The organism is Streptomyces sp. NPDC088812, from assembly GCF_044750285.1.
In the GTDB taxonomy this organism is placed as follows: domain Bacteria; phylum Actinomycetota; class Actinomycetes; order Streptomycetales; family Streptomycetaceae; genus Streptomyces.
The window spans coordinates 201,654-224,197 of the sequence record NZ_JBIVJP010000014.1 but is presented as its reverse complement, the minus strand read 5'-3'; the positions used below and the strand labels follow the sequence as shown (position 1 = coordinate 224,197).

Annotated in this window: 20 protein-coding genes; 10 read left to right on the top strand and 10 right to left on the bottom strand. The window is 75.5% G+C overall.

Annotation, left to right across the window (positions count from 1 at the left end; genetic code table 11):
- Positions 1 to 21: 21 nt before the first annotated feature.
- Positions 22 to 492 carry a hypothetical protein gene (locus tag ACIP67_RS24860; RefSeq protein ID WP_401694698.1) on the bottom strand — a complete coding sequence of 157 codons (471 nt, stop codon included), beginning with the start codon at positions 490 to 492 and terminating at the stop codon, positions 22 to 24.
- Between the two features lie 326 nt (positions 493 to 818).
- Positions 819 to 1,457: a hypothetical protein gene (locus ACIP67_RS24855; RefSeq protein WP_401694696.1), complete on the bottom strand. Its 639-nt coding sequence runs from the start codon at positions 1,455 to 1,457 to the stop codon at positions 819 to 821.
- Between the two features lie 233 nt (positions 1,458 to 1,690).
- On the opposite strand from ACIP67_RS24855, the gene ACIP67_RS24850 reads away from it, so the two are divergent.
- From ACIP67_RS24850 to ACIP67_RS24840, 3 genes are all read left to right on the top strand, one after another.
- Positions 1,691 to 1,963, top strand: a complete 273-nt coding sequence (locus ACIP67_RS24850) for a hypothetical protein (protein WP_401694694.1) — start codon at positions 1,691 to 1,693, stop codon at positions 1,961 to 1,963.
- Between the two features lie 81 nt (positions 1,964 to 2,044).
- Positions 2,045 to 2,884, top strand: coding sequence for a chitosanase (locus ACIP67_RS24845; protein ID WP_401694692.1), 840 nt, complete (start codon positions 2,045 to 2,047; stop codon positions 2,882 to 2,884).
- Between the two features lie 184 nt (positions 2,885 to 3,068).
- Complete coding sequence (locus tag ACIP67_RS24840; protein WP_401694689.1) at positions 3,069 to 3,518, top strand: ATP-binding protein; 450 nt, start codon at positions 3,069 to 3,071, stop codon at positions 3,516 to 3,518.
- Positions 3,519 to 3,541: 23 nt separating this feature from the next.
- Here the strand turns inward: ACIP67_RS24840 and ACIP67_RS24835 are convergent, their stop codons facing one another.
- Positions 3,542 to 4,054 carry a molybdenum cofactor biosysynthesis protein gene (locus ACIP67_RS24835; RefSeq protein ID WP_401694687.1) on the bottom strand — a complete coding sequence of 171 codons (513 nt, stop codon included), beginning with the start codon at positions 4,052 to 4,054 and terminating at the stop codon, positions 3,542 to 3,544.
- A 197-nt stretch (positions 4,055 to 4,251) separates the two neighbouring features.
- Positions 4,252 to 5,577, bottom strand: coding sequence for an alpha/beta fold hydrolase (locus ACIP67_RS24830; protein ID WP_401694685.1), 1,326 nt, complete (start codon positions 5,575 to 5,577; stop codon positions 4,252 to 4,254).
- Positions 5,578 to 5,927: 350 nt separating this feature from the next.
- Here ACIP67_RS24830 and ACIP67_RS24825 point away from each other — a divergent pair, with 350 nt between their 5' ends.
- Complete coding sequence (locus ACIP67_RS24825; RefSeq protein WP_401694683.1) at positions 5,928 to 7,481, top strand: MFS transporter; 1,554 nt, start codon at positions 5,928 to 5,930, stop codon at positions 7,479 to 7,481.
- Between the two features lie 63 nt (positions 7,482 to 7,544).
- On the opposite strand, the gene ACIP67_RS24820 is transcribed toward ACIP67_RS24825, so the two are convergent.
- Both ACIP67_RS24820 and ACIP67_RS24815 read right to left on the bottom strand, forming a co-directional pair.
- The gene (locus ACIP67_RS24820) at positions 7,545 to 8,846 is read right to left on the bottom strand and encodes a phytase (RefSeq protein ID WP_401694681.1); all 1,302 of its coding nucleotides are present in this window, start codon (positions 8,844 to 8,846) and stop codon (positions 7,545 to 7,547) included.
- A 149-nt stretch (positions 8,847 to 8,995) separates the two neighbouring features.
- Positions 8,996 to 9,649, bottom strand: a complete 654-nt coding sequence (locus ACIP67_RS24815; RefSeq protein ID WP_401694679.1) for an HAD family hydrolase — start codon at positions 9,647 to 9,649, stop codon at positions 8,996 to 8,998.
- A 136-nt stretch (positions 9,650 to 9,785) separates the two neighbouring features.
- Between ACIP67_RS24815 and ACIP67_RS24810 the strand changes: the two genes are divergently transcribed.
- The 5 genes from ACIP67_RS24810 (at position 9,786) to ACIP67_RS24790 (ending at position 15,296) form a co-directional block, all read left to right on the top strand.
- Complete coding sequence (locus tag ACIP67_RS24810; RefSeq protein WP_401694677.1) at positions 9,786 to 10,253, top strand: hypothetical protein; 468 nt, start codon at positions 9,786 to 9,788, stop codon at positions 10,251 to 10,253.
- Positions 10,254 to 11,156: 903 nt separating this feature from the next.
- A complete protein-coding gene (locus ACIP67_RS24805; protein ID WP_401694676.1) occupies positions 11,157 to 12,068 on the top strand; it encodes a restriction endonuclease in 912 nt (303 codons plus the stop codon).
- A 163-nt stretch (positions 12,069 to 12,231) separates the two neighbouring features.
- Positions 12,232 to 12,732: an SRPBCC family protein gene (locus ACIP67_RS24800; protein WP_401694674.1), complete on the top strand. Its 501-nt coding sequence runs from the start codon at positions 12,232 to 12,234 to the stop codon at positions 12,730 to 12,732.
- Complete coding sequence (locus tag ACIP67_RS24795; protein ID WP_401694672.1) at positions 12,725 to 14,380, top strand: phytoene desaturase family protein; 1,656 nt, start codon at positions 12,725 to 12,727, stop codon at positions 14,378 to 14,380. The genes ACIP67_RS24800 and ACIP67_RS24795 overlap by 8 nt, the downstream gene beginning before the upstream one ends.
- Before the next feature lie 40 nt (positions 14,381 to 14,420).
- The gene (locus ACIP67_RS24790; RefSeq protein WP_401694670.1) at positions 14,421 to 15,296 is read left to right on the top strand and encodes an SDR family oxidoreductase; all 876 of its coding nucleotides are present in this window, start codon (positions 14,421 to 14,423) and stop codon (positions 15,294 to 15,296) included.
- A 301-nt stretch (positions 15,297 to 15,597) separates the two neighbouring features.
- Here the strand turns inward: ACIP67_RS24790 and ACIP67_RS24785 are convergent, their stop codons facing one another.
- Positions 15,598 to 16,713 (bottom strand): PP2C family protein-serine/threonine phosphatase, encoded by a 1,116-nt coding sequence (locus tag ACIP67_RS24785; RefSeq protein WP_401694668.1) that lies wholly within the window; start codon positions 16,711 to 16,713, stop codon positions 15,598 to 15,600.
- A 293-nt stretch (positions 16,714 to 17,006) separates the two neighbouring features.
- Here ACIP67_RS24785 and ACIP67_RS24780 point away from each other — a divergent pair, with 293 nt between their 5' ends.
- A complete protein-coding gene (locus tag ACIP67_RS24780; RefSeq protein ID WP_401694666.1) occupies positions 17,007 to 19,121 on the top strand; it encodes a SpoIIE family protein phosphatase in 2,115 nt (704 codons plus the stop codon).
- A gap of 118 nt (positions 19,122 to 19,239) precedes the next feature.
- Here ACIP67_RS24780 and ACIP67_RS24775 read toward each other — a convergent pair whose 3' ends face one another.
- Genes ACIP67_RS24775 through ACIP67_RS24765 form a run of 3 tightly spaced genes read right to left on the bottom strand, consistent with a single transcriptional unit; the run spans position 19,240 to position 22,436 of the window.
- Entirely contained in the window at positions 19,240 to 20,523 is a 1,284-nt protein-coding gene (locus ACIP67_RS24775) for a sugar ABC transporter permease (protein WP_401694664.1), read from the bottom strand.
- A complete protein-coding gene (locus ACIP67_RS24770) occupies positions 20,520 to 21,290 on the bottom strand; it encodes an ATP-binding cassette domain-containing protein (protein WP_401694661.1) in 771 nt (256 codons plus the stop codon). Before ACIP67_RS24770 ends, ACIP67_RS24775 begins: the two co-directional genes overlap by 4 nt.
- A gap of 51 nt (positions 21,291 to 21,341) precedes the next feature.
- Positions 21,342 to 22,436, bottom strand: a complete 1,095-nt coding sequence (locus tag ACIP67_RS24765; RefSeq protein WP_401694659.1) for a substrate-binding domain-containing protein — start codon at positions 22,434 to 22,436, stop codon at positions 21,342 to 21,344.
- Positions 22,437 to 22,544 lie beyond the last annotated feature (108 nt).

The window sequence follows — 22,544 nt, the reverse complement described above, 5'->3', positions numbered from 1 at the left end:
GCAAGCGCCGTCAGTCCCGCGTCAGTCCCACAGGGGGTAGCTCATGACCCTGGAGAAACCCTCCGGCCGCGCCCCGGTGTACTCGAGGCTGATGCGTCCCCAGCGCTGCACCTGCGGATCCTTCTCCCAGGGCCTCGGCCGGTCGAGGCGTACGACGACCCGGTACGAGTGGAAGGTGCCCGCGGCGCAGTACGGTTTGCAGTCGTTGACGACGTTGACCCCCGTGGCCCTGGCGGAGCCCGCCCGCCAGTGGTCCCACTTCAGACGGATCAGGCGACTGTTGCCGTCGCCGCAGGCCAGGATGTACGCGTCCGGCCGCTTCTGCGGGTGCCAGAAGCAGTCCACCAGCACGGGGAGCGCGGTCTGGCGCGGGGCCGCCCGTTCCGCCCCGGAGGACGACGCGGCGGGCGCGGCCGACGCCGTGCCCATCGCCGCGGTGAGTCCCAGCGCGGCACAGAGCAGGGCCGCCGTCCTCGTGATGTGTCCGCGCATGTCCGCTCCAGCCCGTCGTCCGCCCGGTCAGGTCTCGACGCTACGACGATGCGCGGAACGGGGCCACTCGAACGGGTCAGCGCCGGGCGGGGGAGGGACCGGCGTCGGAGCGTTCGTGCCGCGGGCGCACCGGGCGCACCGGGCGCACCGGGCGCACCGGGCGCACCGGGCGCACCGGGCGCACCGGGTGCACCGGGCGGGCCGGGTGCACCGGGCGGGCCAAGCGCACCGGGCGGGACGGGCGGGCCGGGGCATCGGCGCACAGGGCGGGCCGCGGGCGCAACGGCCGGATCCCGGCGGGCGTCGGGGGCCGGACGGCCGGCCGCTCAGGTACGGCGTGGCTCGGGACGGCCGAGACCGGCGACCTCGGCCAACGGCGTCCCGGACGCCCAGAGCCGGAGCCGGGCGCCGTCGATCAGATACGTGTGTCCCTGGCGCGCGGCCCAGACCTCGTCCCGGTGCGTGAACGAGCCGCGGTGCACGACGAGCCGCAGCGGGGGCCCGGACCGTGCGGGCCGGGACCGCGAGCGGCAGGAGCAGGCCGTCTCCTCGTCCGGCAGCGGCTCGGCCACCGGCCGGAACGCCACGTCGAGCAGCCGTCCCCGCCCGTCCCGCGCGGCCAGGTGCGGGGCGCTGTGCACGGGTGGCGGCACCACCCGCCACCCGTCCCGGCGCAGCATCCGCGCCACGGCGAGCACGAGCGCCGGCAGGTCCAGCTCGGCCAGTTCCTCGGCGCTGTAGTAGCCGCGCCGCCTCCGGGCCGGCCGCCGGGTACGGTGCCCCACGACGACGGCCGCGCCGCCGAGCGCCCCGACGGCCAGGGCCGGAGCCCACACACCGGCGGTGCGGCCCGCCAGCGCGAGCGCCGCGGTCGCCCCGCACACGACCAGGACCAGCATGACCAGCCCGGGCAGCGCGTCGCGCAGCCGGGGGCCGTAGCGCCCCGCCGCCCGCAGTTCGCGCACGACCCGGCGCCGCCGGGCCCGCGACGACTCACCCGCCGGTGCTTCCCGTCCCCCGTGTCCCCCCAGGGCCGGCACCCCCCACCCCGTTCCTCACGACGTGTGGGGAAGTGATACCCGCGGGGCGACGCCGTGCCCGTGTCCGACGCCTTTCCGCCATGTCCTGGCCGAAGAGCGCCCCCGGGCGCGGCCCGCCTCACAGGTCGTTGTCAGTGGTGGGTGCGAAACTGCCCGCCATGGAAGAGGCTGACTTCATGCGGGGCCGGGTCTACGGCGCCGACCACGACGACGCGAGCCCCCGCCCGGACCGTGCGTACGCGCAACTGGTGGGCGGACCGCTCGACGGCCTGCTGCTGGACGTCACGGACCACGCCCCAGGTGACCGGCACGAGGTCGCGCTGACGACGGAGATGGGCCGCTACGGCCCCGGCGGCCGCGCGTGGTACGTACGGCGCCCGGCGGACGGCCGCCGCTTCGACTGGCGGTGCGACGAGCCGGGCACCCGCTGACCCGGCACCCCGCCGACCGGCCTCCGCCCACAGCCTCCCGCCCCCCCCGTCCTCCCATTCGTCCCCCCACCTGGAGCCCTAGTGGTGCACCTTCCTCGTGCCGCGCGGAACCTGGCGGCCGCCACCCGCCGCACCGCCCTCGCCCTCCTCGCCGCGTCGACGGCGTCCCCGCTGATCTCCTCGTCCACGGCCGCCGTCGCGCCCCGCGCCGGCGGGGGCCTCGACGACCCCGCGAAGAAGGAGATCGCCATGCGACTGGTGTCGAGCGCGGAGAACTCCTCCCTCGACTGGAGGGCCCAGTACGCGTACGTCGAGGACATCGGCGACGGCCGGGGATACACGGCCGGCATAGTCGGCTTCTGCTCCGGCACCGGCGACATGCTGGAACTGGTCGAGCTCTACACGGACCGCGAGCCCGGCAACGTCCTCGCCCCGTACCTGCCCGCCCTGCGCTCGGTCGACGGCACCGACTCCCACGCGGGTCTCGACCCCCACTTCCCGGCGGACTGGCGCCGGGCCGCCCGGGACACCGCCTTCCAGCGGGCCCAGGACGACGAACGCGACCGCGTCTACTTCGACCCGGCGCTACGGCGTGCCACCGAGGACGGCCTGCGCGCCCTGGGCCAGTTCGTGTACTTCGACGCCCTCGTCATGCACGGCGACGGGGACGACGACGCCGGGTTCCGCGCCATCCGTGAGCGTGCCCTGGCCCGGGCCGAACCGCCGGCCCGGGGCGGAGACGAGACGACGTACCTGGACGCCTTCCTCGACGCCCGGGTCCGGGCGATGCGACAGGAGGAGGCGCACAGCGACACCAGCCGGGTCGACACCGCGCAGCGCGTCTTCCTGCACGCGGGCAACCTCGACCTCGAACCGCCCCTGGACTGGGCGGTGTACGGCGACAGGTACCACATCGGCTGACCGGCGCCCGCCCCGCCCGCCCGCGTGCGCGTAACGGCCCCCCACGCGTGCGCGAGCGGCCCCCCCCACGCGTGCGCGGGCGGCCCGTACGCGCACGCCGACGCGCCCGTGATGCTCGTGAGGCATAGGTGACCGGTTCCGGGGTAGGCGCGCGGCCATGAACGGGGTAATGAAGGCGGTCCGGATGGAACCAGTCCCGCCCGACGAGAGGTCCTCGGGGCCCGACGCGGGCCCTGTCGAGACGACGCTGGCCCTCGACGGCGAGGACGGCTGTATCGCCGGGGCACGGCATCTGACGGGTGATTTCCTCACGCGCGTGCAGCGCGAGCACGGGGTGCCGGTCTCGGCACGGACCCTGGACGTGGCGCAGTTGGTGGTGAGCGAGCTGGTCACCAACGCGCTCCGCCACGCTCCCGGGCCGGTCATGCTGCACCTGTGCATCGACGGTGCCGCGGTGGAGATCGCGGTGTGGGACAGCGATCCGGGGCTGCCGGTGCCGCGCGGCGCGGACCCGACGCGGGTGGGCCAGCACGGCTTGGAGATCGTGATGGCCGTGTCCCAGGACGTCACCGTGGTGCGCGAACCGGTCGGCAAGCGGATCGTCGCCCGCCTGGGCCTGCTCGACGGGCTGTGAGCGGACGGCCGGGGAACGGCCGGTCAGCGCGGCACGGGCCCCTCGGCGTCCACGACGCGGAGCGTGGCCCGGCCGAGGGCGAGCACCCCGTCGGACAACGGCGTGCACCGCACCCCGCCCTTGCCGCGCAGGGCCCGCTGGGCACCCGGGCCGACGGTGACGTCCATCCACGCGCAGGGCCGCGCGGGGCGGTTCACGGCGAACGTCACGGCGCCGTGCGCTCCGTCGAGGACGATCGTCGAGCCGACGCAGGAGTCGATGTCGACGCCCTTCAGCAGGACGTTGCGGCGGGTGTGCCGCAGGTCGGCGGAGGGGTTGATGTCCAGGGGGAGGTTCTCGGCGGACATCAGGGTCACCGCCGCGTCCCGGTGCGCCGGGCGGCCGAAGTAGCGGTCGCCGACCAGTCCGAGACCGCCGCGGACCGGCGCCGACTCCACCAGCTCACCGACCGGACCGTCCGCCGGCCCGTCCGCGGGACGCCCCGACAGCCGGTGCACCGGCGACACCAGCAGCTGCACGACCTCCACCTCGATCACGGGCCCACCCTAGGCCTTTCCCGCCCGCCCCCGAGGACGGGGGACGGGGGGAGGGGGCGGGGGGAGAGACGGAGGACGGGGACGCCGGCGGCGGGCGGGCGGCGGTCGCCCGACGTGCGCGCCCGCCGCCCGCCCGTCCCCTGTCCGCCCGTCCCCTGTCCGCCCGTCCCCTGTCCGCCCGTCCCCCGTCCGCCGGGTCAGGGCAGCAAGGGGAGGGCGGCGCAGTTCGACGCGGCGGGCTTGCCGGCGAGCCGGTCGGCGAGCCAGGCGATGGCGTCGCCCTGGTCGGCGAGGAGCGGGGCGAAGTGGTTGAGCAGCGCCCGGCCGAGCGGCGGCGTCACGACGGGCTTGTACGTGACGTCGGCTCCCTTGGCGCACCAGTCGACGGCGAGTTCCCGCGCCTGCGCGTGCGGCACCAGGTCGTCGGTGGTGCCGGTGGCCACCCGCACCGGGGACGCCGGCTCGAGCGTGCCGATCCGCTGGTCGGCCAGGAAGGCCTTCAGCGCCGGTTCCGCCTCGATGATGTCGCCGAGGGAGCTGCCGTCCGTGGTCCAGGCGCTGCTGCGGGCCGAGTTGTAGGCGAGCAGCGCGTCGCCCACGCACATCGTCGACAGGTCCTCCAGCGCCGCCTTGCCGTCCTCGCTCAGATGCGCCTCGGCGATGGGCTTGAGCTCGGGGTCGGTCTGCAGGAACCCGTTGACCGACCAGCCGAGCGCGCCGGCCAGGTCGCTGCCGTCGATCGCCTCCGTGACGGCGACCAGGTCCGCGGGCGCGGCGCCCGCGTAGGTCCCGGCGAGCGGGACGTCGGGCGCGTACGAGGGCTGGAGCTCGGCGGCGGCCGCCGTGGCCCCGCCCCCCTGGCTGTAGCCGTACAGCGCGACCCGGGAGCCGTCCGTGAGGGACGTCCCGTCCAGGGCCCGGGCGGCCCGTACGGCGTCCAGCACGGCGTGCGCCTCGTCGACCCGGTTGACGTAGGTGTGCAGCCGGTCGGTCGAGCCCAGCCCGGCGTAGTCGGTGACCACGACCGCGACGCCCTGGGCCAGGAGCCGGTAGATCGCCAGGTTCTCGTAACCGATGGACAGCGTCTGCCCGTTGACCGTCAGCGGCCGTTCCAGGTTGAGGGAGGCGGCGCACTGGTCGCCCTGTCCCATGGTGCCGGGCGCGAGCGCGACCAGCGGCCGGGCCCCGCCGCCCTTCCAGGCGGCCGTCGGTTCGATGTAGGCGCCGGTGACGGCCACGGGCCCGCCGGTGGAGTCGGTGGACTTGTACATCAGCCGGGTCGCCGTGCCGGGGAGCGGACCGTCGATGCCCGGCAGGCTCAGGGCGAGGGGCAGCTCCTCGGTGCGGACGAGGGTGCCGTCGGCCGTGGGGAGCTGGTCGGGCGGGGTGTAGAACGCCGGGATGGTGACCCCGCGCGACACCACGGCGTCCGTCGGCTCCGCGGCGGCGGCCGGGACGGCCGTCGTACCGATGCAGGCGGCCGCCGTGACGGCGGCGGCGAGCAGACGGGAGGAAGCGGGCATGGCAGACCTCCTGGGGAGAAGGGGAGGCCGAGCCTTCCTGCGGCTCGGGTGGCTGACGGCCCGGTGAGGACGGACCGCTCGGCACGGAGCCCCGGTCGTCCACCGCTGCTCCGTGCCGTTCGCTGAACGCGTGCTCTTAGACGAACTGTCAGGACGGTAGCCGGGGCGGGGTTACCGGGGGTACCCGTCGGTAGGTTACGGTTCAGTAATGTGCGGTGCGCGGGGTGCGACCGTGGGTGATCGAGTGGTCAGGGGGCCGCCGTCGGGCGTACGGTCGAACGGTGGCGAGCGCGCCGGCGGAGGTTCCCGCCGGCCGGCCCCCGCGGGCCCGCCCGATCGGACGACACGTCATGAGCAGTTCTCCGCAGCCGACTTCGGCGACCGAGGCCTCCACCCGTCGAGCGGGCGGCGGCCGCACCATGGCCCTGCTGGTCATCGCGTCCTGCCAGCTCATGGTGGTCCTGGACATCACCATCGTGAACATCGCGCTGCCGCACATCCAGCGCGACCTGGACTTCTCCACCACCGGTCTGTCGTGGGTGGTCAGCGCCTACACCCTCGCCTTCGGCGGGCTGCTGCTGCTCGGCGGCCGGGCCGGCGACATCCTCGGCAGACGGCGCGTCTTCGTCTTCGGCGTCCTGGTGTTCGTCGTCGCCTCCCTGCTCGGCGGCCTCGCCCAGAGCCCCGGCCAACTCCTGGCCGCGCGTGCCCTCCAGGGGGCCGGCGGGGCCATCGCCTCACCGACCGCCCTCGCCCTGATCAGCACGACCTTCCGCGAGGGACCCGAACGCAACCGCGCCTTCGGGGTGTTCGCCGCGGTGTCGGCGGGCGGCGGCGCGATCGGCCTGCTCGCGGGCGGCATGCTCGTGGAGTGGCTGAACTGGCGCTGGGTCCTCTTCGTCAACGTCCCGATCGGCCTGCTCATCGTCCTCGCGACCCCGCGCTGGATCAGGGAGTCCGAACGCCACCCCGGCCACTTCGACCTCGCCGGGGCGATGACCTCCACCGCGGGCATGGTCCTGCTGGTGTACGGCTTCATCCGGGCGGCGCAGGACGGCTGGAGCGACGCCCTGACGCTCGCCTCCTTCGCCGCGGCCGTCGTCCTCCTGGCGCTGTTCCTCCTGGTCGAGAGGCGTTCCCGGCAGCCGATCACACCGCTGCACATGTTCGCCGACCGCAACCGCGCGGGCACCTACGGCATCATGCTCTGCCTCGCCGCCGCGATGTTCGGCATGTTCTTCTTCCTCACGCTCTTCGTGCAGAACGTGCTGGGCTTCAGCCCGTTGCAGGCCGGGCTCGCGTTCCTGCCGGTCAGTGTCCTCATCGCGACCGGCGCCGGACTGGCCTCCCGCCTCCTGCCGACGTACGGCCCCAAGCCCTTCATGGTGGCCGGCGCGGTCCTCGCCGCGGCCGGCCTCGCCTGGCTGACCCGGACCGACGCCCACTCCACCTACGCGGGCAGCATCCTCGGCCCGATGCTCCTCTTCAGCCTGGGCATGGGCATGGAATTCGTGTCCCTGACCCTGATGGCGCTCTCCGACGTTCCCGCGCGGGAGAGCGGAGCGGCCTCCGGCCTGCTCAACGCCACCCAGCAGGTGGGCGGTTCACTCGGGCTGTCCATCCTGGTCACGGTGTTCGGTACGGCCGGCGCCCATGAGGCGGAGCGGCAGGTCCCCGACTTCCTGGCCCGGGCGACCCCGGCCGAGCGCCTGAGCTTCCGGCGCACCGGCGAACTCCCCGCGCCCTGGTCCGACGAGGTGCTCAGCGCGGGGATCTCGGCGGCCTTCGTCACGGCGGCCGTCTTCGCGCTGCTCGCGGCGGTCGTCGCCGTCCTGGCCATCCAGGTCCGCCCCGCGGACCTGGAGCGCCTCAAGGGCGGAGCCGGACCCGGCGGCGGGGGGTGAACACGACGACGGCGGCGGCCCCGTCGAAGAAGGGGCCGCCGCCGCGCAAGGATGCCGGACGGCTCAGTCGTCCAGCGCGGTCAGGACGTCACCGAGGTCCACGAACTTGAAGTTGGTCGCGGTGCGGTCCGTGGCCTCGCCCGCGTCGTCGTGGCCGTCCTGGACGACGAGCAGACCGTCGGGGTACTTCGCCCCCAGCGGGGCGTTGAGCGCCGCCGCGCCGTCGCACTCCTCGGAACCGTCGGGGCCCGCCGCGGTGGCGGCGACACGGAAGCCGCCCTCGTACTCACCCGCCTCGCCCGGTTCGCGGTCGTAGGCGGCGAAGGTGTCGTCCCCCTGGCTGGACGCCAGCAGGTACCCGTCCCCGTCGGCCTCGGTGACCAGCGTCAGACCCTCGACGTCCGCGGTCAGCCGGGTGCCGCCGTACCCCGGGTCGTCGCCGCTCACGCACTCCTCGGTGGCCTCGTCGTACGTGCCCGGGACGCCGTACTCGCGCACGGTGTCGAGGAGGCGGGGGGTGCCGGTGAGGGTGGCGGAGACGCGCCAGATGCCGACGTCCTCCTGCCCGGCGTAGAGGGTGCCGTTCGCCGGGTCGACGACCATGCCCTCGACCTGGGGCAGCTCGCCGGGCTCGGCGCACGGCGACCAGGACGTGCCGTCGGGCAGCCGGAAGGACGAGGGCAGGTCCAGCGTGCGGACCTTGCGGTAGCCGACCTTGCCCCCGGCGGTCGCGGTGATCTCCAGCAGGGCGATCGTGGTGCGCTCACGCTGACTGACCAGCGCGTAGCTGCGGCCGGTGGACCGGTCGGTCCAGGTGGCGAGGCCGTACGCGGTGCGCTGCTCGTTGATCTCGGCCTGGTCCGCGGAGAAGACGGGAGCCGCGGCCGGGTCGGTGACGTCCGTGAGCGGGCCGCCGGCCGTGCCCGGGGCGATGCTGTAGAACCGGAGACGGTCGTTGCCGCGGTCGGTCGTCACCGCCAGGTCGGTCTTGCCGGTGGAGAGGCGGATGCCCTGCACGAGGTCGACGTTGTTGAAGCGGCCCGGCGCGTCCTCCGCCCCGGGCCCGGCCGGTGCGGCGATCGACTGCACGAGGCGCGCGTCGAGGTCGTAGACCCGCAGGCCGCCCTCCTTCGCGGTGGCGACGACGAGGGACTCCTCCGGCCGGGCGGCGTTGCGCCAGATCGCGGGATCGTCGGCGTCCGCGTTGCCGCCCTCCTCGTCGTCGAAGAGGGCCGCGGTCTCGACGCGGGGCGAGACGGCCGGCAGGGCCTCGTCGTCCTCGGCGGACGCGGGCAGCGCGCAGGTGAGAGCGACCGACGCCGTGACGACCGATACCGCGAACGATCTCCAGAGAGGGCTGGCCACGTCGACTTCCTTCCGTAGCGGGCTTCGGTACCAAGCTGAGATGGCGTGCATGACAAGCAAGGTGATCTTGGTGGCCCGGGGGGACGCGGAGGCGGCGCCAGGGTGAAGACGAGGCGCCGGCGAGCGGAACAGCCGCCGCCGGCCGGCCGTCAGGTCTGGATCCGGGAGTGCGCCAGCAGGTGGTCGACAGCCTCGGTGACGTCGGTCACGGTGTGGTGCGGCACGGCGAGCCCCTCGGGCCAGGGCCGGCCGGTGACCCAGATGGTCCTCAGGCCCGCTTCGTGCCCGCCCCGGATGTCGGCCTCCGGCTGGTCGCCGGTCATCCAGTCGTCGGCGGAGAGCTGCGTGCCGCAGCGTGCCGCGGCCAGCTCGAACAGACGCGGGTCGGGTTTGCGGACGTCGATGTCGCCGGAGGCCGCGATGCCGTCGAGGAGATCGGCGAGGCCGGTGGCGCGCACCTTGGCCCGCTGGATGTCGGAGGCCCCGTTCGTCGCGACGCCGACGCTCCAGCCGTTCTCCTTCAGGCGGGACAGGCTGTGCAGGACGGCGGGACGGCAGGTGACGGCGGCGGCCATGCGGTCGACGTACACCCGCCACAGGTGCTCGGCGGACTCGCCCAGCCCGAACACGGCGCGCAGCCGGGCGAAGTCGCCCCGCTCCGCGTGGTCGGCGAGTTCGGACAGCAGCCACCGCTCGATCTCGGGTCCGTACCCGTGGTCGTGGCAGAGGTCGGCTATCGCGTCGGCGAAGGCGGACGTCCGGTCGACCAGGGTGCCGTCCAGGTCGAAGAGGGCGAGGCGCATGGACGTGACCCTACCCACGCGGTGGCCGGCCGCCCACCCCGAAAGCCCGCCGCCACCGGCCGCCGGCGTTGCGGCGGGGACGCCGGGCGGCCGGTGAGGGCCGTACGTGTTTGCCCGCGGAGGGAGAGGCAAAGCGATGTCCATGACTGAACCGAACAGGCAACCGAACGAAGACACCGCATCGAAGCGGGTGACCGCGGACAAGGCCCGGCGGACCGCCGACAAGGCGACCGCTCCCGCCTCACGGGCCGCCAAGGACGCGGCGGGAAGGACGGGTGACGCCACGTCAGCGGTGGCGAGCAAGGCCGGTGGCGCCACGTCGGCGGCGGCGTCCGCGGCCGGTCGTGCCGCGGAGGCGACGACGGGTGCCGCGCACAGCGCCGCCCGCGGCGTCGAAGCCGGCCGCCAGGCGATCATCGCGACCTCGGGGCAGGTCGCGGCCACGGCCAGGACGGCCTGGACCGTCATCGCCCACCGCAAGCTGGTCGCCGCCGGCGTGGGGGCGGGTCTGACGGCGCTGACCGCCGCCTCCTACGCGGTGGGCCGCCGCTCCGGCCGCCCCGCGCAGGGGCCGCTCACCCGGCTCACCGGTGGACGGATCTGACGGGTCGGCCCTCAGCCCTCCCGTCCCCGCTTCGTCGTCCCCGCCGTCGTCCTCGCAGGGCGGGAAGGGCCCGGAGCCTCCGGACCGCGCCCTTCCCGCCCGCGGGCGACCGCCCGACGTGCCCGCCGACGTCCGCGCCGGCGGCCGCGGCGCCACCCGCCCGGGCGGGCCGCCGCGGGCTGCGCAATCCGCGCCACCCGCTGCCCCGCCCTCCGTCGCCCGCCACCGCGACTGCGCCGCGGCGCGGATCGCCGTCATCGCCCGCCCCGCCCGGGCCCGTCCTGGCGCGCCCCGCCTTGCCTTGCCCCAGCCTGCCCCGGCGCCCCGCTCCAGCCGGGCCCGTCCTGGCGCGGGCCGCCTCCCCCCTTGCCCGGGGCCGTCCCGACCGGGCCCGTCCCGGCGCCCCGCCCCGCCTTGCCCGGGCCCGTCCTGCCCTGGCGCGCCTCGCCCCGCCCTGCCCCGGCGCGCCTCGCCCCGACCGGGCCGCCCGTCCGGCCCGCGATGCTGCCGTCGTTCGGCTCGGTGCCGCCTGGGCCGCGGGTCCGGCCCGGCTCGTTTCTGCCTGCCCGGGGTCCGCAACCCCGGCTCGGTGCTTCCCCGCTGTCCGAGGCCCGCTGCCCGAGGCCCGCTGCCCGCTGCCCGAGGCCCGCTGCCCGAGGCCCGCTGCCCGAGGCCCGCGGCCCGCTGCCCGCGGCCCGCGGCCCGCTGCCCCGGCCCCCGCCCCCGCCTCGGTGCTCCCGCGCTGTCCGCCGCCCGGGCCCGGCTCGACGCAGCCTGCCCGCTGTGCACCAGCCGGCCCGGTGCCGATCGTCGTCCCCGCTCGGCGCGGTGAACCCGTCGCACCCGGGCACACGGCTCAGTGATCATCACCGAGGCCTTCGACGACGGGGAGGACGTACCACCGTGACCGCACCCACTCGCCCCCTGCCCCCTGTGCCGCCCGGGCCGTCCGGGCCGTCCGGTCTCCCTGCGCGTCCCGCGCGCCGTCGCCGGTTCGATCTGCGGTCGACGGCCTTCTTCTTCGCCTTCCTCGCCCTGCTTCTCACCCTCGGCGGGATGGCCGTCCGCACCGCGGCGGCCGCCTGGGAGCGGCACCCCGCCTGGGTGGCGGCCGTGCTCCTCCTGGTGGTGGCCGGCGTGGTCGCGGGTCGTCGCGGCCGGCGGCGGTGGTCGGCCCGCCGGCTCGTGCGGCGCACCACCGAGGCGCTGGAGGAGGCGGCCGAGACGGCGGCCGAGGCACTGGACGCCGCCCCGCCCGCCTCCGCCGCACCCGCCTCCGCCCCGCCCGCCCCCGTCGCACCCGGCCTCTTCGCGCCCGGTCCCGCAGCCACCGGTTCCGTGCCGACGGCAGCCCCGCTGCCCGACCCGGACGAGGACGCGCCGCCCGCCGCCCCCGTTCCCCCCGGCACCCCGCTCACCTGGGGTGAGGAGCTGGACCCGGCCGAGTTCGAACAGGCGGTAGCCGGCCTGTGCGCCCGCGACGGCTGCACGGACGTGGAGGTCGTCGGCGGGGCGGGCGACCTGGGCGCCGACGTCCTGGCGGTCGCGCCGGACGGGCGGACCGTCGTCATCCAGTGCAAGCGCTACGCCGACGGCAACAAGGTCGGATCGCAGGACCTCCAGCGCTTCGGCGGCACCTGCTTCACCGTGCACGCCGCCGATGTCGCCGTCGTCGTCACGACCAGCGACTTCACGGCACCCGCCGCCGAGTACGCCGAGCAGTGCGGCATCGTGTGCGTGGCCGCCGACGGGCTGGAGGAGTGGCGGTCCGGCACGGGGCCGAGGCCCTGGGAGGCGTGCCGCGCCGAGGGCTGAGCCGCCCCACGTCGTTCTCTCCGGCCGCCCGCGCACGTCCCCGCCGCGCACGGCACCCGCCGTGGACGTCCGTGTCCGTCCGTGTCCGTCCCTGTCCGTCCTGGTTCGCTCACCGCCAAGTGGGCACTTGGCGGTGAGCGAACGCTGAACCCTGGAGGCTGCTGTGGCGGTGCGGCATCGACTGGTGAAGACGGACCCGGCGACGGTGTGGGCCGTCCTTGCGGACGGCCGTCGGTACGCGGACTGGGTGGTGGGGACGTCGGACTCGTACCCCGTGAGCGGAGAGTGGCCCCGCACGGGCGCGGCCATCCGGTACGAGATCCGGCTGGGCCCCCTCCGGCTCACCAACGAGACGGTCGTACGGCGCTGCGAGGAGGGCACCTGCCTCGAACTGGAGGCCCGGGCGGGTGCGCTCGGCACCGCCCGGATCGCCGTCGAACTGCGGCCCTGGGGCGAGCACTGCCTGGTGATCGTGGACGAGCACCCGTTGCAGGGAGCGGGTGGTGCGGTGCACAACGCGGCGGTCGAGGCGCTGATCCAGATCCGGCACCGGGCCATGCTCGCCCGGCTGGCCAGGGTCTGTGAGGAGGAGGCCCGCGACGGGGACGGCGGGCGGGGTGCCGAGCCGGCCGGGCGGGCCGCGGGCGGGGGCGGCGATGCCTGACGCCGTCGTGATCGGAGCCGGGCCGAACGGGCTGGTGGCGGCCAACCTGCTGGCCGACGCCGGCTGGAGCGTGGAGGTCCTGGAGGAACAGCCCGAGCCCGGGGGAGGGGTGCGCCACGACCGGGGCGTCGACCCCGACTTCGTCAACGACCTCTTCAGCTCCTTCTACCCGCTGGCCGCCGCCTCCCCGGTACTGGCCGGGCTGCGCTTGCAGGACCACGGCCTGCGGTGGAGCCACGCACCCCGCGTCCTGGCGCATCCGCTGCCCGACGGCCGGTGCGCGGTGCTGGACCGCAGGATCGACACCACCGCTGCCTCCCTCGATGCCTTCCACCCCGGCGACGGCGCCGCCTGGCGGAGCCTGCACGAGGTCTGGGAGCGCCTGCGCCCCGACATCCTCGACGCGCTGTTCACGCCCTTCCCGCCGCTGAAGGCGACGACGCGGCTCGCGCTGCGGCTGCGGGGAGCGGGCGGGCTGCGGCTGGCGCGGACGCTCGTCCTGCCGGTGCGGCGCATGGGCGACGAGGAGTTCGGCGGCGAGGGCGGCCGGCTCCTGCTGGCCGGCAGCGCGCTGCACGCCGACCTCGCGCCGGACGCCGCGGGCAGCGGAGGCTTCGGCTGGCTGATGTCCATGCTCGGCCAGACGTACGGCTTCCCCGTGCCGCTCGGCGGCGCGGGCGCGCTCACCGCGGCCCTCGTGCACCGGCTGCGCTCACGCGGGGGCGTCCTGCGCTGCGGGCGGCGGGTCGGCCGGATCCTCGTCCGGGACGGCCGGGCCGTGGGCGTACGCACCGCGGACGGCGACACGGTGGCCGCGCGGCGCGCCGTGCTCGCGGACGTGTCCGTCCCCGCCCTCTACGGCGAACTCCTCGAACCCGAGCACCTGCCCTCCCAGTTGCTGGCCGACCTGCGGCGGTTCCAGTGGGACTTCGCCACGTTCAAGGTCGACTGGGCCCTGGACGGTCCCGTGCCCTGGCGCGCGGAGCGGGCCGCGCAGGCCGGCACGGTCCATCTGGCCGACGGCCTCGACGAGCTCACCCGCTTCGCCGCCCAGATCGCCATGGCCCAGGTGCCCGACCGTCCGTTCGCGCTGTTCGGGCAGATGACGACGTCGGACGCCTCCCGCTCCCCGCGCGGCACGGAATCGGCCTGGGCGTACACCCACGTGCCCCACCACGTCAGGTCGGACGCCGGGGACGAGGGCCTCACCGGCACCTGGGACGACCGCGAGCGGAACGTGATGGCCGACCGGGTGGAACGCCAGGTCGAACGGTTCGCACCGGGGTTCCGGTCGCTGATCCGGGCCCGCCGCGTCCTGGCCCCGCCCACCCTCCAGGAACTGGACGCCAACCTCTGGGGCGGAGCCATCAACGGCGGCACCACCGCCCTCCACCAGCAGCTCGTCTTCCGTCCGGTGCCCGGCACCGGACGCCCCGAGACGCCGGTGCGCGGACTGTACCTCGCCTCCGCGGGCGCGCATCCGGGCGGGGGCGTGCACGGGGCCCCCGGCGCCAACGCCGCCCGCGCGGCGCTGCGGCGGCACCGGGCCCCGGGCCTGAGCCGGATGCAACGCGTCCTCGCCCGCCGCGACCGCATCGGCGACGAGCCGGGCCCCGACCGCACATCCCCCGCCTCCCCCGCCCCCTGAGTCCCCGCGGCGCCCCCGCGGGGACCGATCGGAGCAAGCCGTGGCAGCAGACAGCCCCCTCCGTAACCGCACCGTCGTCGTGACGGGGGCCGCCCGCGGCCTCGGCGCGGCCCAGGCCCACGCCCTCGCCCGGCGCGGAGCCCGACTGGCCCTGATCGGCCACGAGGGAACGGCACTTCAGGCCGTCGCCGCCGCGCTGCCCGCCCCGGCCCTGGCCGTCGAGGCCGACATCACCGACGAGGAGGCCCTCGGGCGGGCGGCCGACACGGTCCGCGAGCGCCTCGGCCCGCCGTCGGCCGTCGTCGCGAACGCCGGCATCGCCGAAGGCGGACCCTTCGCCACGGCCGACATGGCCTCCTGGCGCCGGGTCGTCGACGTGAACCTCGTCGGCAGTGCCCTGACGGCCCGCACCTTCCTGGCCGACCTCCTGCGCACGGAGGGCTACTTCCTCCAGGTCGCCTCACTCGCGTCGATCGGCGCCGCCCCCATGATGAGCGCCTACTGCGCCTCCAAGGCCGGGGTGGAGGCCTTCGCCCACTCCCTGCGGGCGGAGGTGGCCCACCACGGGGTGGCGGTGGGCATCGCCTACCTGAACTGGACCGACACCGACATGATCCGGGACGCCGACCGGTACGTGGTGCTGCGCGAGCTGCGCGCGAACATGCCGCCGCCCGCCCGGCGCGTCCACCCGGTCGAGGCCGTCGCGGAGCGCCTGGCCCGTGCGGTGGAGCGGCGCCGCACCGCCGTCTACGTGCCCGCCTGGCTGCGGCTGGCCCAGGTGACCCGGGCCGCCCTGCCTCCCCTGGTGCTCCGCCGGTGCCGGCGCGCGCTGCCCCGGCTGGAGGCCGAGGAGCCCTTCCGCCCGACGGGCCCGCTCGGTGCGGGCGGCCGCGCCGACAGCGGCGCCGCCCACTGAACGGCCCCGGCGCGGGGTGCGACCGACTCGTGCCACCGGCTCGGGCGATACGCCGTCTCGTACCGCCGACTCGTGCGACGCCCCCCGCGTCCGCCTCACGCGACGCCCCCTCCGCGTCCGGCTCACGACCCCCGCGTCCAGCTCAGGCGACGCCCCCGTCCGGCTCACGCACCCCCGCGTCCGCCTCACGCGACACCCCCCCCGCGTCCAGCTCAGGCCACGCCCCCGTCCGGCTCACGCACCCCCGCGTCCGCCTCACGCGACGCCCCCGCGTCCAGCTCACGCCACGCCCCCCTCCAGCTCACGCCACGCCCACGCCCGCGTCCGCCCGTCGGCGCAGCACGAGCAGCGCGGTGTCGTCGGTGGGCGTGCCCGCCGCGTGGCGCCGCAGATCCCGGTAGAGGACGGCGGGCACCTCACTGGCGCGGACCTGGCTCCAGCCGGCGGCCCGCTGCTCCAGGGGGTAGAAGGCGCCCGAGGGATCGCGTGCCTCGGTGACGCCGTCCGTGCAGAGCAGGAGCGTGCCGTCGGAGGGGAACCCGAACCACTCGACGGTGCGCGGCGCGGGGGTCAGGGCGTCGAGACCGAGGGGGACGCAGGGCTCGCCGGGGAGCACCGGAGCGGCGCGCCCGCCGTCGAGCAGCAGCGGCGCCACATGGCCGCAGTTGATCGCCTGGACCTCCTGCCCGGAGTCGACACCGAGGACCAGCGCCGTCACGAACCGCTCGCTCTCGCCGACCTGCGCCGCGAAGGAGTTGTGCCGCAGCACCGCGTCCTCCAGGGCGTCGACGACCCCGGTGAGGGTGGGTTCGGACACGGCCGCCTCGCGGAAGGCGCTCAGCACGGCGAAGGCCGCGCTGATGGCGGGCAGGCCCTTGCCCTGGACGTCGGCGATGAACACACGGCTGCCGTAGGGGGACGCCACCACCTCGTAGACGTCACCCCCCACGCGGCTGTCCTCCTCCACCGGCTGGTACAGGCCGTGCACCAGGAGATGGTCGGTGACCAGCGGGAACGGGCGCAGAAGCTGCCGTTGCAGGGCGGCGGCGGCCGACCGCAGCCGGGCTATCTCACCCTCGTCGCCGACCCGCTGGGCCACCCGCGCCAGGCTGAGACCGTTGAAGACCAGGGCGAAGACGACGGTCGCCACCGCCTCGCCGACCGTGTCCGCGGCGGCGTCGAAGAGAGCCGCGACGATCACGACCGTCGTCCACGCGGACGCGACGGCGGTCTGCCGCACCGTGCCCCGCCCGGCGACCAGCGCCGGCACCACCACCAGGAACGGAGCCAGCCGGGTCTCCCGGCCGAGGAACCCCCCGACGACCGCCAGGAGCACGGTGGGTCCCACGAGCCAGCCCAGGACCACTGCCCAGCGCAGCGGCGGCGGCGGCCGTCCCGCACCGGCTACGCGGGCCACGCGGTCCGCTTCCCGCGACGTACCCGTGCCCGCGCCCGTACCCGTCGTACCTGTACCCACCGCCCCTCCCGGACGTGGAGACGAGGAGAACCCCTCCCCCACACCCTCCCGCACTATCCGCCCACCGTCGCGGCGTGGCCGGGGGCCCGGGGCGCCGGACACCGCGCCGACCGCCCTCCACGGGCGTACCGTCGCCCTAGGGCGAGGTCGGGCGCGGCGGGCGGCGAGCCGGTGGTCCCGCGGCCGGGTCCCGCGGCCGGTCCGCAGTCCGCACCGACGACGGGAGGTGGCGCGTGACCAGCCCGGGTGATCCGGCCGCCGACACGCGGGCGCTGGACGCCGTGTTCACGGAGACGGTACGGCGTACCGGCGCGACCATCGGTGCCCTGTACGTCCTCTCGCCCGACGAGCGCCTGCTCTGCCTGGACCTGCTGTGCGGGGCGCCCGCCGACATCGCGGCGCCGTGGGCGACGGTCCCGCTGTCCGCCCCCGCCCCGGTCGCCGACGCCGCCCGCGAGGACCGCCTGGTCTGGGTGGGCGGCGAGGGACAGCTGGCCCGGTCCTACCCCCGCACCGCGATGGTGCTGCCCTACCCGCTGGCGCTGGTCGCCGCCCCGGTCACCGGGGGCCGGCGGCTGGGCGCCCTGCTGCTGATGTGGCCCGCCACCCGCCCGTCGTACATGACCCGGAGGGAGCAGGGGCACATCGAGGCCAGCTGCCGGAGCCTGGCCCGGCTGCTGGAGGAGGCCGTCCGGCAGGGCAGGCCCTCGCCGTGCGGCCGGGGGATCCGGGTGCTGCCCACGGGGGCCGGGCACCGGCGTCTGGGCCCGGCGATGGCCGCCGCCGACTTCGCCGAACGCCTGCCCGGCGGCAGCTGCGCCCTGGACCTGGAGGGTCGCTTCACCTTCCTCAGCGGCGGTGCCTGCGAGCTGCTGGGCCGCACCGCCGGTCAGTTGCTGGGCACCCTGCCGTGGCAGTCGCTGCGCTGGCTGGACGACCCCACCTACGAGGACCGCTACCGCGCCGCGGTGCTCAGCCGGGAGCCCGTCGCCTTCACCGCGTGCCGCCCGCCGGACCGGTGGCTGGACTTCCACCTCTATCCGGACGCCAGCGGCATCAGCATCCGGATCATCCCCACCGGCGGCCGGCCCCCGCCCTGGCCGGCGACCCGCCGCCCCGCCGCCGCGCCCGCCCGAGCCGGGCAGCTCTACCAGCTGACGCACCTGGCGGCCGGGCTGACCGAGGTGGTGGGCGTGCAGGACGTCGTCAACCTGGTCGCCGACCAGATCATGCCCGCCTTCGGCGCCCAGGGCCTGGTGCTGTCCACCGCCGACGGCGGCCGGCTGCGGATCACCGGCCACCGCGGCTACGACGCCGTCACCGTCGCACGGCTCGACAGCCTCCCCCTCGACACCGCCTTCACCCCGGCCGGCCAGTCCCTCGCCAGCGGCATCCCCGCCTTCTTCGCCACCCCGGAGGACATGCTCCGCGTCTATCCCGAGGCGCCCCGGATCAGCGGCAAGCAGGCGTGGGCGTTCCTGCCGCTGATCACCTCCGGCCGCCCCGTGGGCATCTGCATCCTCTCCTACGACGATCCCCACGCGTTCCCGGCCGAGGAACGCGCCGTCATGACCTCGCTCGCCGGGCTCATCGCCCAGGCACTGGACCGGGCCCGCCTGTACGACACCAAACTGGAGCTCGCCCACGGCCTCCAGCAGGCGCTGCTGCCCCGGACCCTCCCCCCGGTCACCGGGCTGCGGGTCGCCGCCCGCTATCTGCCCGGGACGCGGGGGATGGACATCGGCGGTGACTTCTACGACGTGATCCGGCTCGGCGACAGCGCCGCCGCGGCCGTCATCGGCGACGTCCAGGGCCACAACGTCGCCGCCGCCGCGCTGATGGGCCAGGTCCGTACCGGAGTGCACGCCCACGCGACCCTGGGCACGGCTCCCGGCGAGGTCCTGTCCCGGACCAACCGGCTCCTCACCGATCTCGGCACCGACCTGTTCACCAGCTGCCTCTACGCCCACCTCGACCTCGCCTCCCGGTGCGTGACCCTGGCCAGCGCCGGCCACCCGCCCCCGCTCGTGCGCCTGGCCGACGGCACCACCCGGCCCGTCCACGTACCGCCCGGACCCCTGCTCGGCATCGACCCCGACGCCGAGTTCCCGGTGACGGAGATGCCCCTCACCCCGGGGCTGACGCTCGTCTTCTACACCGACGGGCTCATCGAGACACCGGGGGTCGACCTGGACGACGCCGTCGCGGAGCTCGCCGGGCATCTCGCCGACGCCGACGACCGGGATCCGGACCGGCTCCTCGACACCCTGCTGAGCAGGTCGGGCACGGCCGGGCAGCGCACCGACGACGTCGCCCTCCTCCTCCTGCGGCACGTGCCGGACGGCTGACGCCCGCCCCGGACGGCACGACGACGGCACGACGACGACAGGACGACGGCACGACGACGACAGGACGACGACAGGACGACACGACACGGCCCGTCGCCGGCGGGCAGGCGGGCGGGTGTCAGACCCGCCCGGACGCCTCCTGCGAGCGCCGGGAGAGCGAGTCGATAACGATCGCGGCGAAGAGCACTCCACCGGTGATCACGAACTGCACGGCCGCCGGGGTGTCCGTGATGGCCATGCCGGAGGAGATCGACTGGATGACCAGCATGCCGAGCACCGCGGACCAGGTGGTCCCGCGTCCGCCGAACAGGCTGGTGCCGCCGATGACGGCCGCCGCGATCGCGTTGACCAGGAGGACTCCCGAGCCGGAGTTCTGGCTCACCGAGGTGATCCGCGAGGCGAGGAAGAGGCCGCCGATCGCGGCCATGGCGCCCGAGACGGCGAGCACGGCGGTCCGCACGCGCGTGACGCCGATGCTGGCGCGCCGGGCGGCCTCGACGCTGCCGCCGACGGCGTACACCTGCCGTCCGTGGTGGGTGCGCCGGAGCACGATGTCGAGGCCCGCCACCACCACGAGGAAGACCAGCAGCGCGAGCGGCAGCCCCTGGAACCGGTTCAGCACGTACGCCGAGCCGAAGGCGGCCACGGCGACGGCCCCGGTGCGGGCCGCGACGTCCCGGCGCGAGCGGTGCGGCATGCCCGTGGCCGCCCGGCGCCTGCGGTCCCGGTGGGACACGACGAAGACCGCGCCGGTGCCGACCGCCGCCACCCCGTAGGCGACGGCGTCGTGGCCGAAGTGGAAGCTGGTCAGCTGCGCGACCGGCCCGTCCTCGTCGAGACTGATGGTGCCGCTCGTCCCGAGGACGGCGAGCATCATGCCGTTCCAGGTGAGCAGCCCGGCGAGGGTGACGACGAACGCCGGTACCCGGGTCTTGGCGAAGGAATAGCCCTGCACGGAGCCCGCCGCGGTGCCCGCGAGCACCGCGATGACGACGGCGAGCCACTCCGGGACGCCGTGGTTCACGTTCAGGACGGCGAAGACGGCCGCCGCGAGACCGCTGACCGAGCCGGCCGACAGGTCGAGTTCACCGAGCAGCAGCACGAAGACGATGCCGACCGCGATCATCCCCGGGCCCACGATGTCCACGCTGAGATTGGACAGGTTCCGGGGGGAGAGGAAGTTCGGGTCGAGGCACTGGAAGACGATCCACACCACGGCGAGGACGGACACGACGGGGAGGGCGCCCGGGTCACCGGTGCCCAGCCTGCGGCGGACGGCGGCGGCCCGGCCCGCCAGGGGGCGGACGACGGCCCGTCCGTCCCGTGCCCGGGGCGCCCGCGCGCCGGGTGCGGGGGAGTCGGCGGGCCGTGCGGTGTCCGCCTTGCCGCGCGTCTCCCTCACCACGTCTCCCGGGTGGCCGGCCGGTGGGGCACGTTCTCCGTGGCGCCGGTGACGGAGGAGATGATCTGCTCCTGGGGAGCGGTGTTCACGTCGAAGAAGCCGTTGTTGCGGCCGAGCCGCAGCACCACCGCCCGGTCGGCGAGGGCCTTGACGTCGCCCATGTTGTGGCTGATGAGCAGGACCCCCAGACCGCGGTCGCGCAGATGGTCGACGAGGTCCAGGACCTCGCCGGTCTGCTGGAACCCCAGAGCCGCGGTCGGCTCGTCCAGGAGCAGGACGCGGGGCTCGCCGAGGAGCGAGCGGGCGATGGCGACCGTCTGGCGCTGGCCGCTGGAGAGGGAGACGACGGGGGCCCGCAGATCGGGCAGGTCCCGGGTCAGCCGTTCCAGGAGGTGCCGGGTACGGCGCTCCATCTCCACCTCGTCCAGGAACCCGAACCGGCGGACCTCCCGCCCGAGGAACAGGTTGCCGACGACGTCCAGGTTCCCGCACAGCGCCAGGTCCTGGTAGACGGTGGCGATGCCGAGGTCCCGGGCGTCGTGGGGGCGCCTGATGTGGACCGGCCGGCCCTCCCACTCGACGGCGCCCCGGTCGGCGGGCACGACCCCGGAGATCACCTTGACCAGGGTGGACTTGCCGGCCCCGTTGTCGCCCAGGAGCGCCACGACCTGGCCGGAGTGGATCTCCAGCTCGACGTCCCGGAGCACCTCGACGACGCCGAAGCGCTTGCACACCCCGTGCAGGGCCAGCAAGGGGGGAGCCGGCACGGAGAACCATCTCCTTCCCGGAGACCGGGGCCCGAGGCCCGGGGGTGCGGGTCAGGTGAGCCCGGCTTCGCCACAGGCCTTCCCGAGGTGCGGGGCGCAGAGCTGCCGGACCGTGTACACGCCGTCCTTCACCAGGGTGTCGGCGATGGTGTCGGCGGTGACGGACGACGGGGCCAGCGTGATCGCCGGGACCGTGGTCCCGTCGCGGGTCCGGACGGTGTCCGTGGCGATCCTCGCGAGGCCCTCCCCGCGGGCCGAGGCCACCGCCATGGCGGCAGCGCCGGCGGCCTCCGGACCGAACGGCTTGTAGACGGTCATGTACTGACGGCCGTCCAGGATGCGCCGTACGGCCGCGAGTTCGGCGTCCTGGCCGGTGACGGGGGGCGGCGGCTCGACGTTGTTCGCCCGGAGGGCGGAGACGACGCCCGCGGCGAGCCCGTCGTTGGCCGCGTACACCCCGTCGATGTTGCCGGCGCCCAGTGCGGCGATGGCCCCGGACATGTTCATGTGCGCGGTCTCGGTCCGCCACTGGAGGGTGTCGTACGTCTTGCCGATCTTCACCCGGCCCGTGAGGACGGACAGGGCGCCCTTCTCGAACGCCGCCGTGTTGGGGTCGCTGGGATCGCCGTTCATCATGACGATCTGGCCGTCGGACGCCCGCTCGCCCATGCCCCTCAGCAGTGCGCTGCCCTGGAGCCTGCCGACCTCCTCGGCGTCGAAGGAGACGTGGCCCGCGATCGGGCCCGCGGCGAGACGGTCGTAGGAGATGACCGGGATGCCCGCCTGCGCGGCCTTGCCGACGGTCGTGCCGATCGCTCTGGCGTCCACGGCCGCGAGCACGATCGCGTCGACGCCCCTGGCGATCATCGAGTCCATCTGCTTCTGCTGGAGGGCCACGTCACTCCTCGCGTTGGCGTGCTCGATCACGCAGTCGCCGCACCGCCGCTCGATCTCCTTCTCGAGCAGGGGCCTGTCCCGCGCCTCCCAGCGGGCCGCGGTGGCCTCCGGCAGCAGGAGCCCGATGCTCGGTCCGTCCCCCTCGCCGGAACCGGCCCCGGAACCGGCATGGAAGCCGCAGGCCGCCAGGGAGACGGCCGCCGAGCCCGCGGTCACGATCACGGCCACGCCCCGGAGACGGACCTTCACACGGGAGCCCTCCCTCCGGCCGGACTCCCGCGCACGCCTCGCACCGAGGTCCGCCGCGCGTCCGCCCGCACGGCCCGGGCGTGCGCCCGTACGGCCCCCACGCCCGGC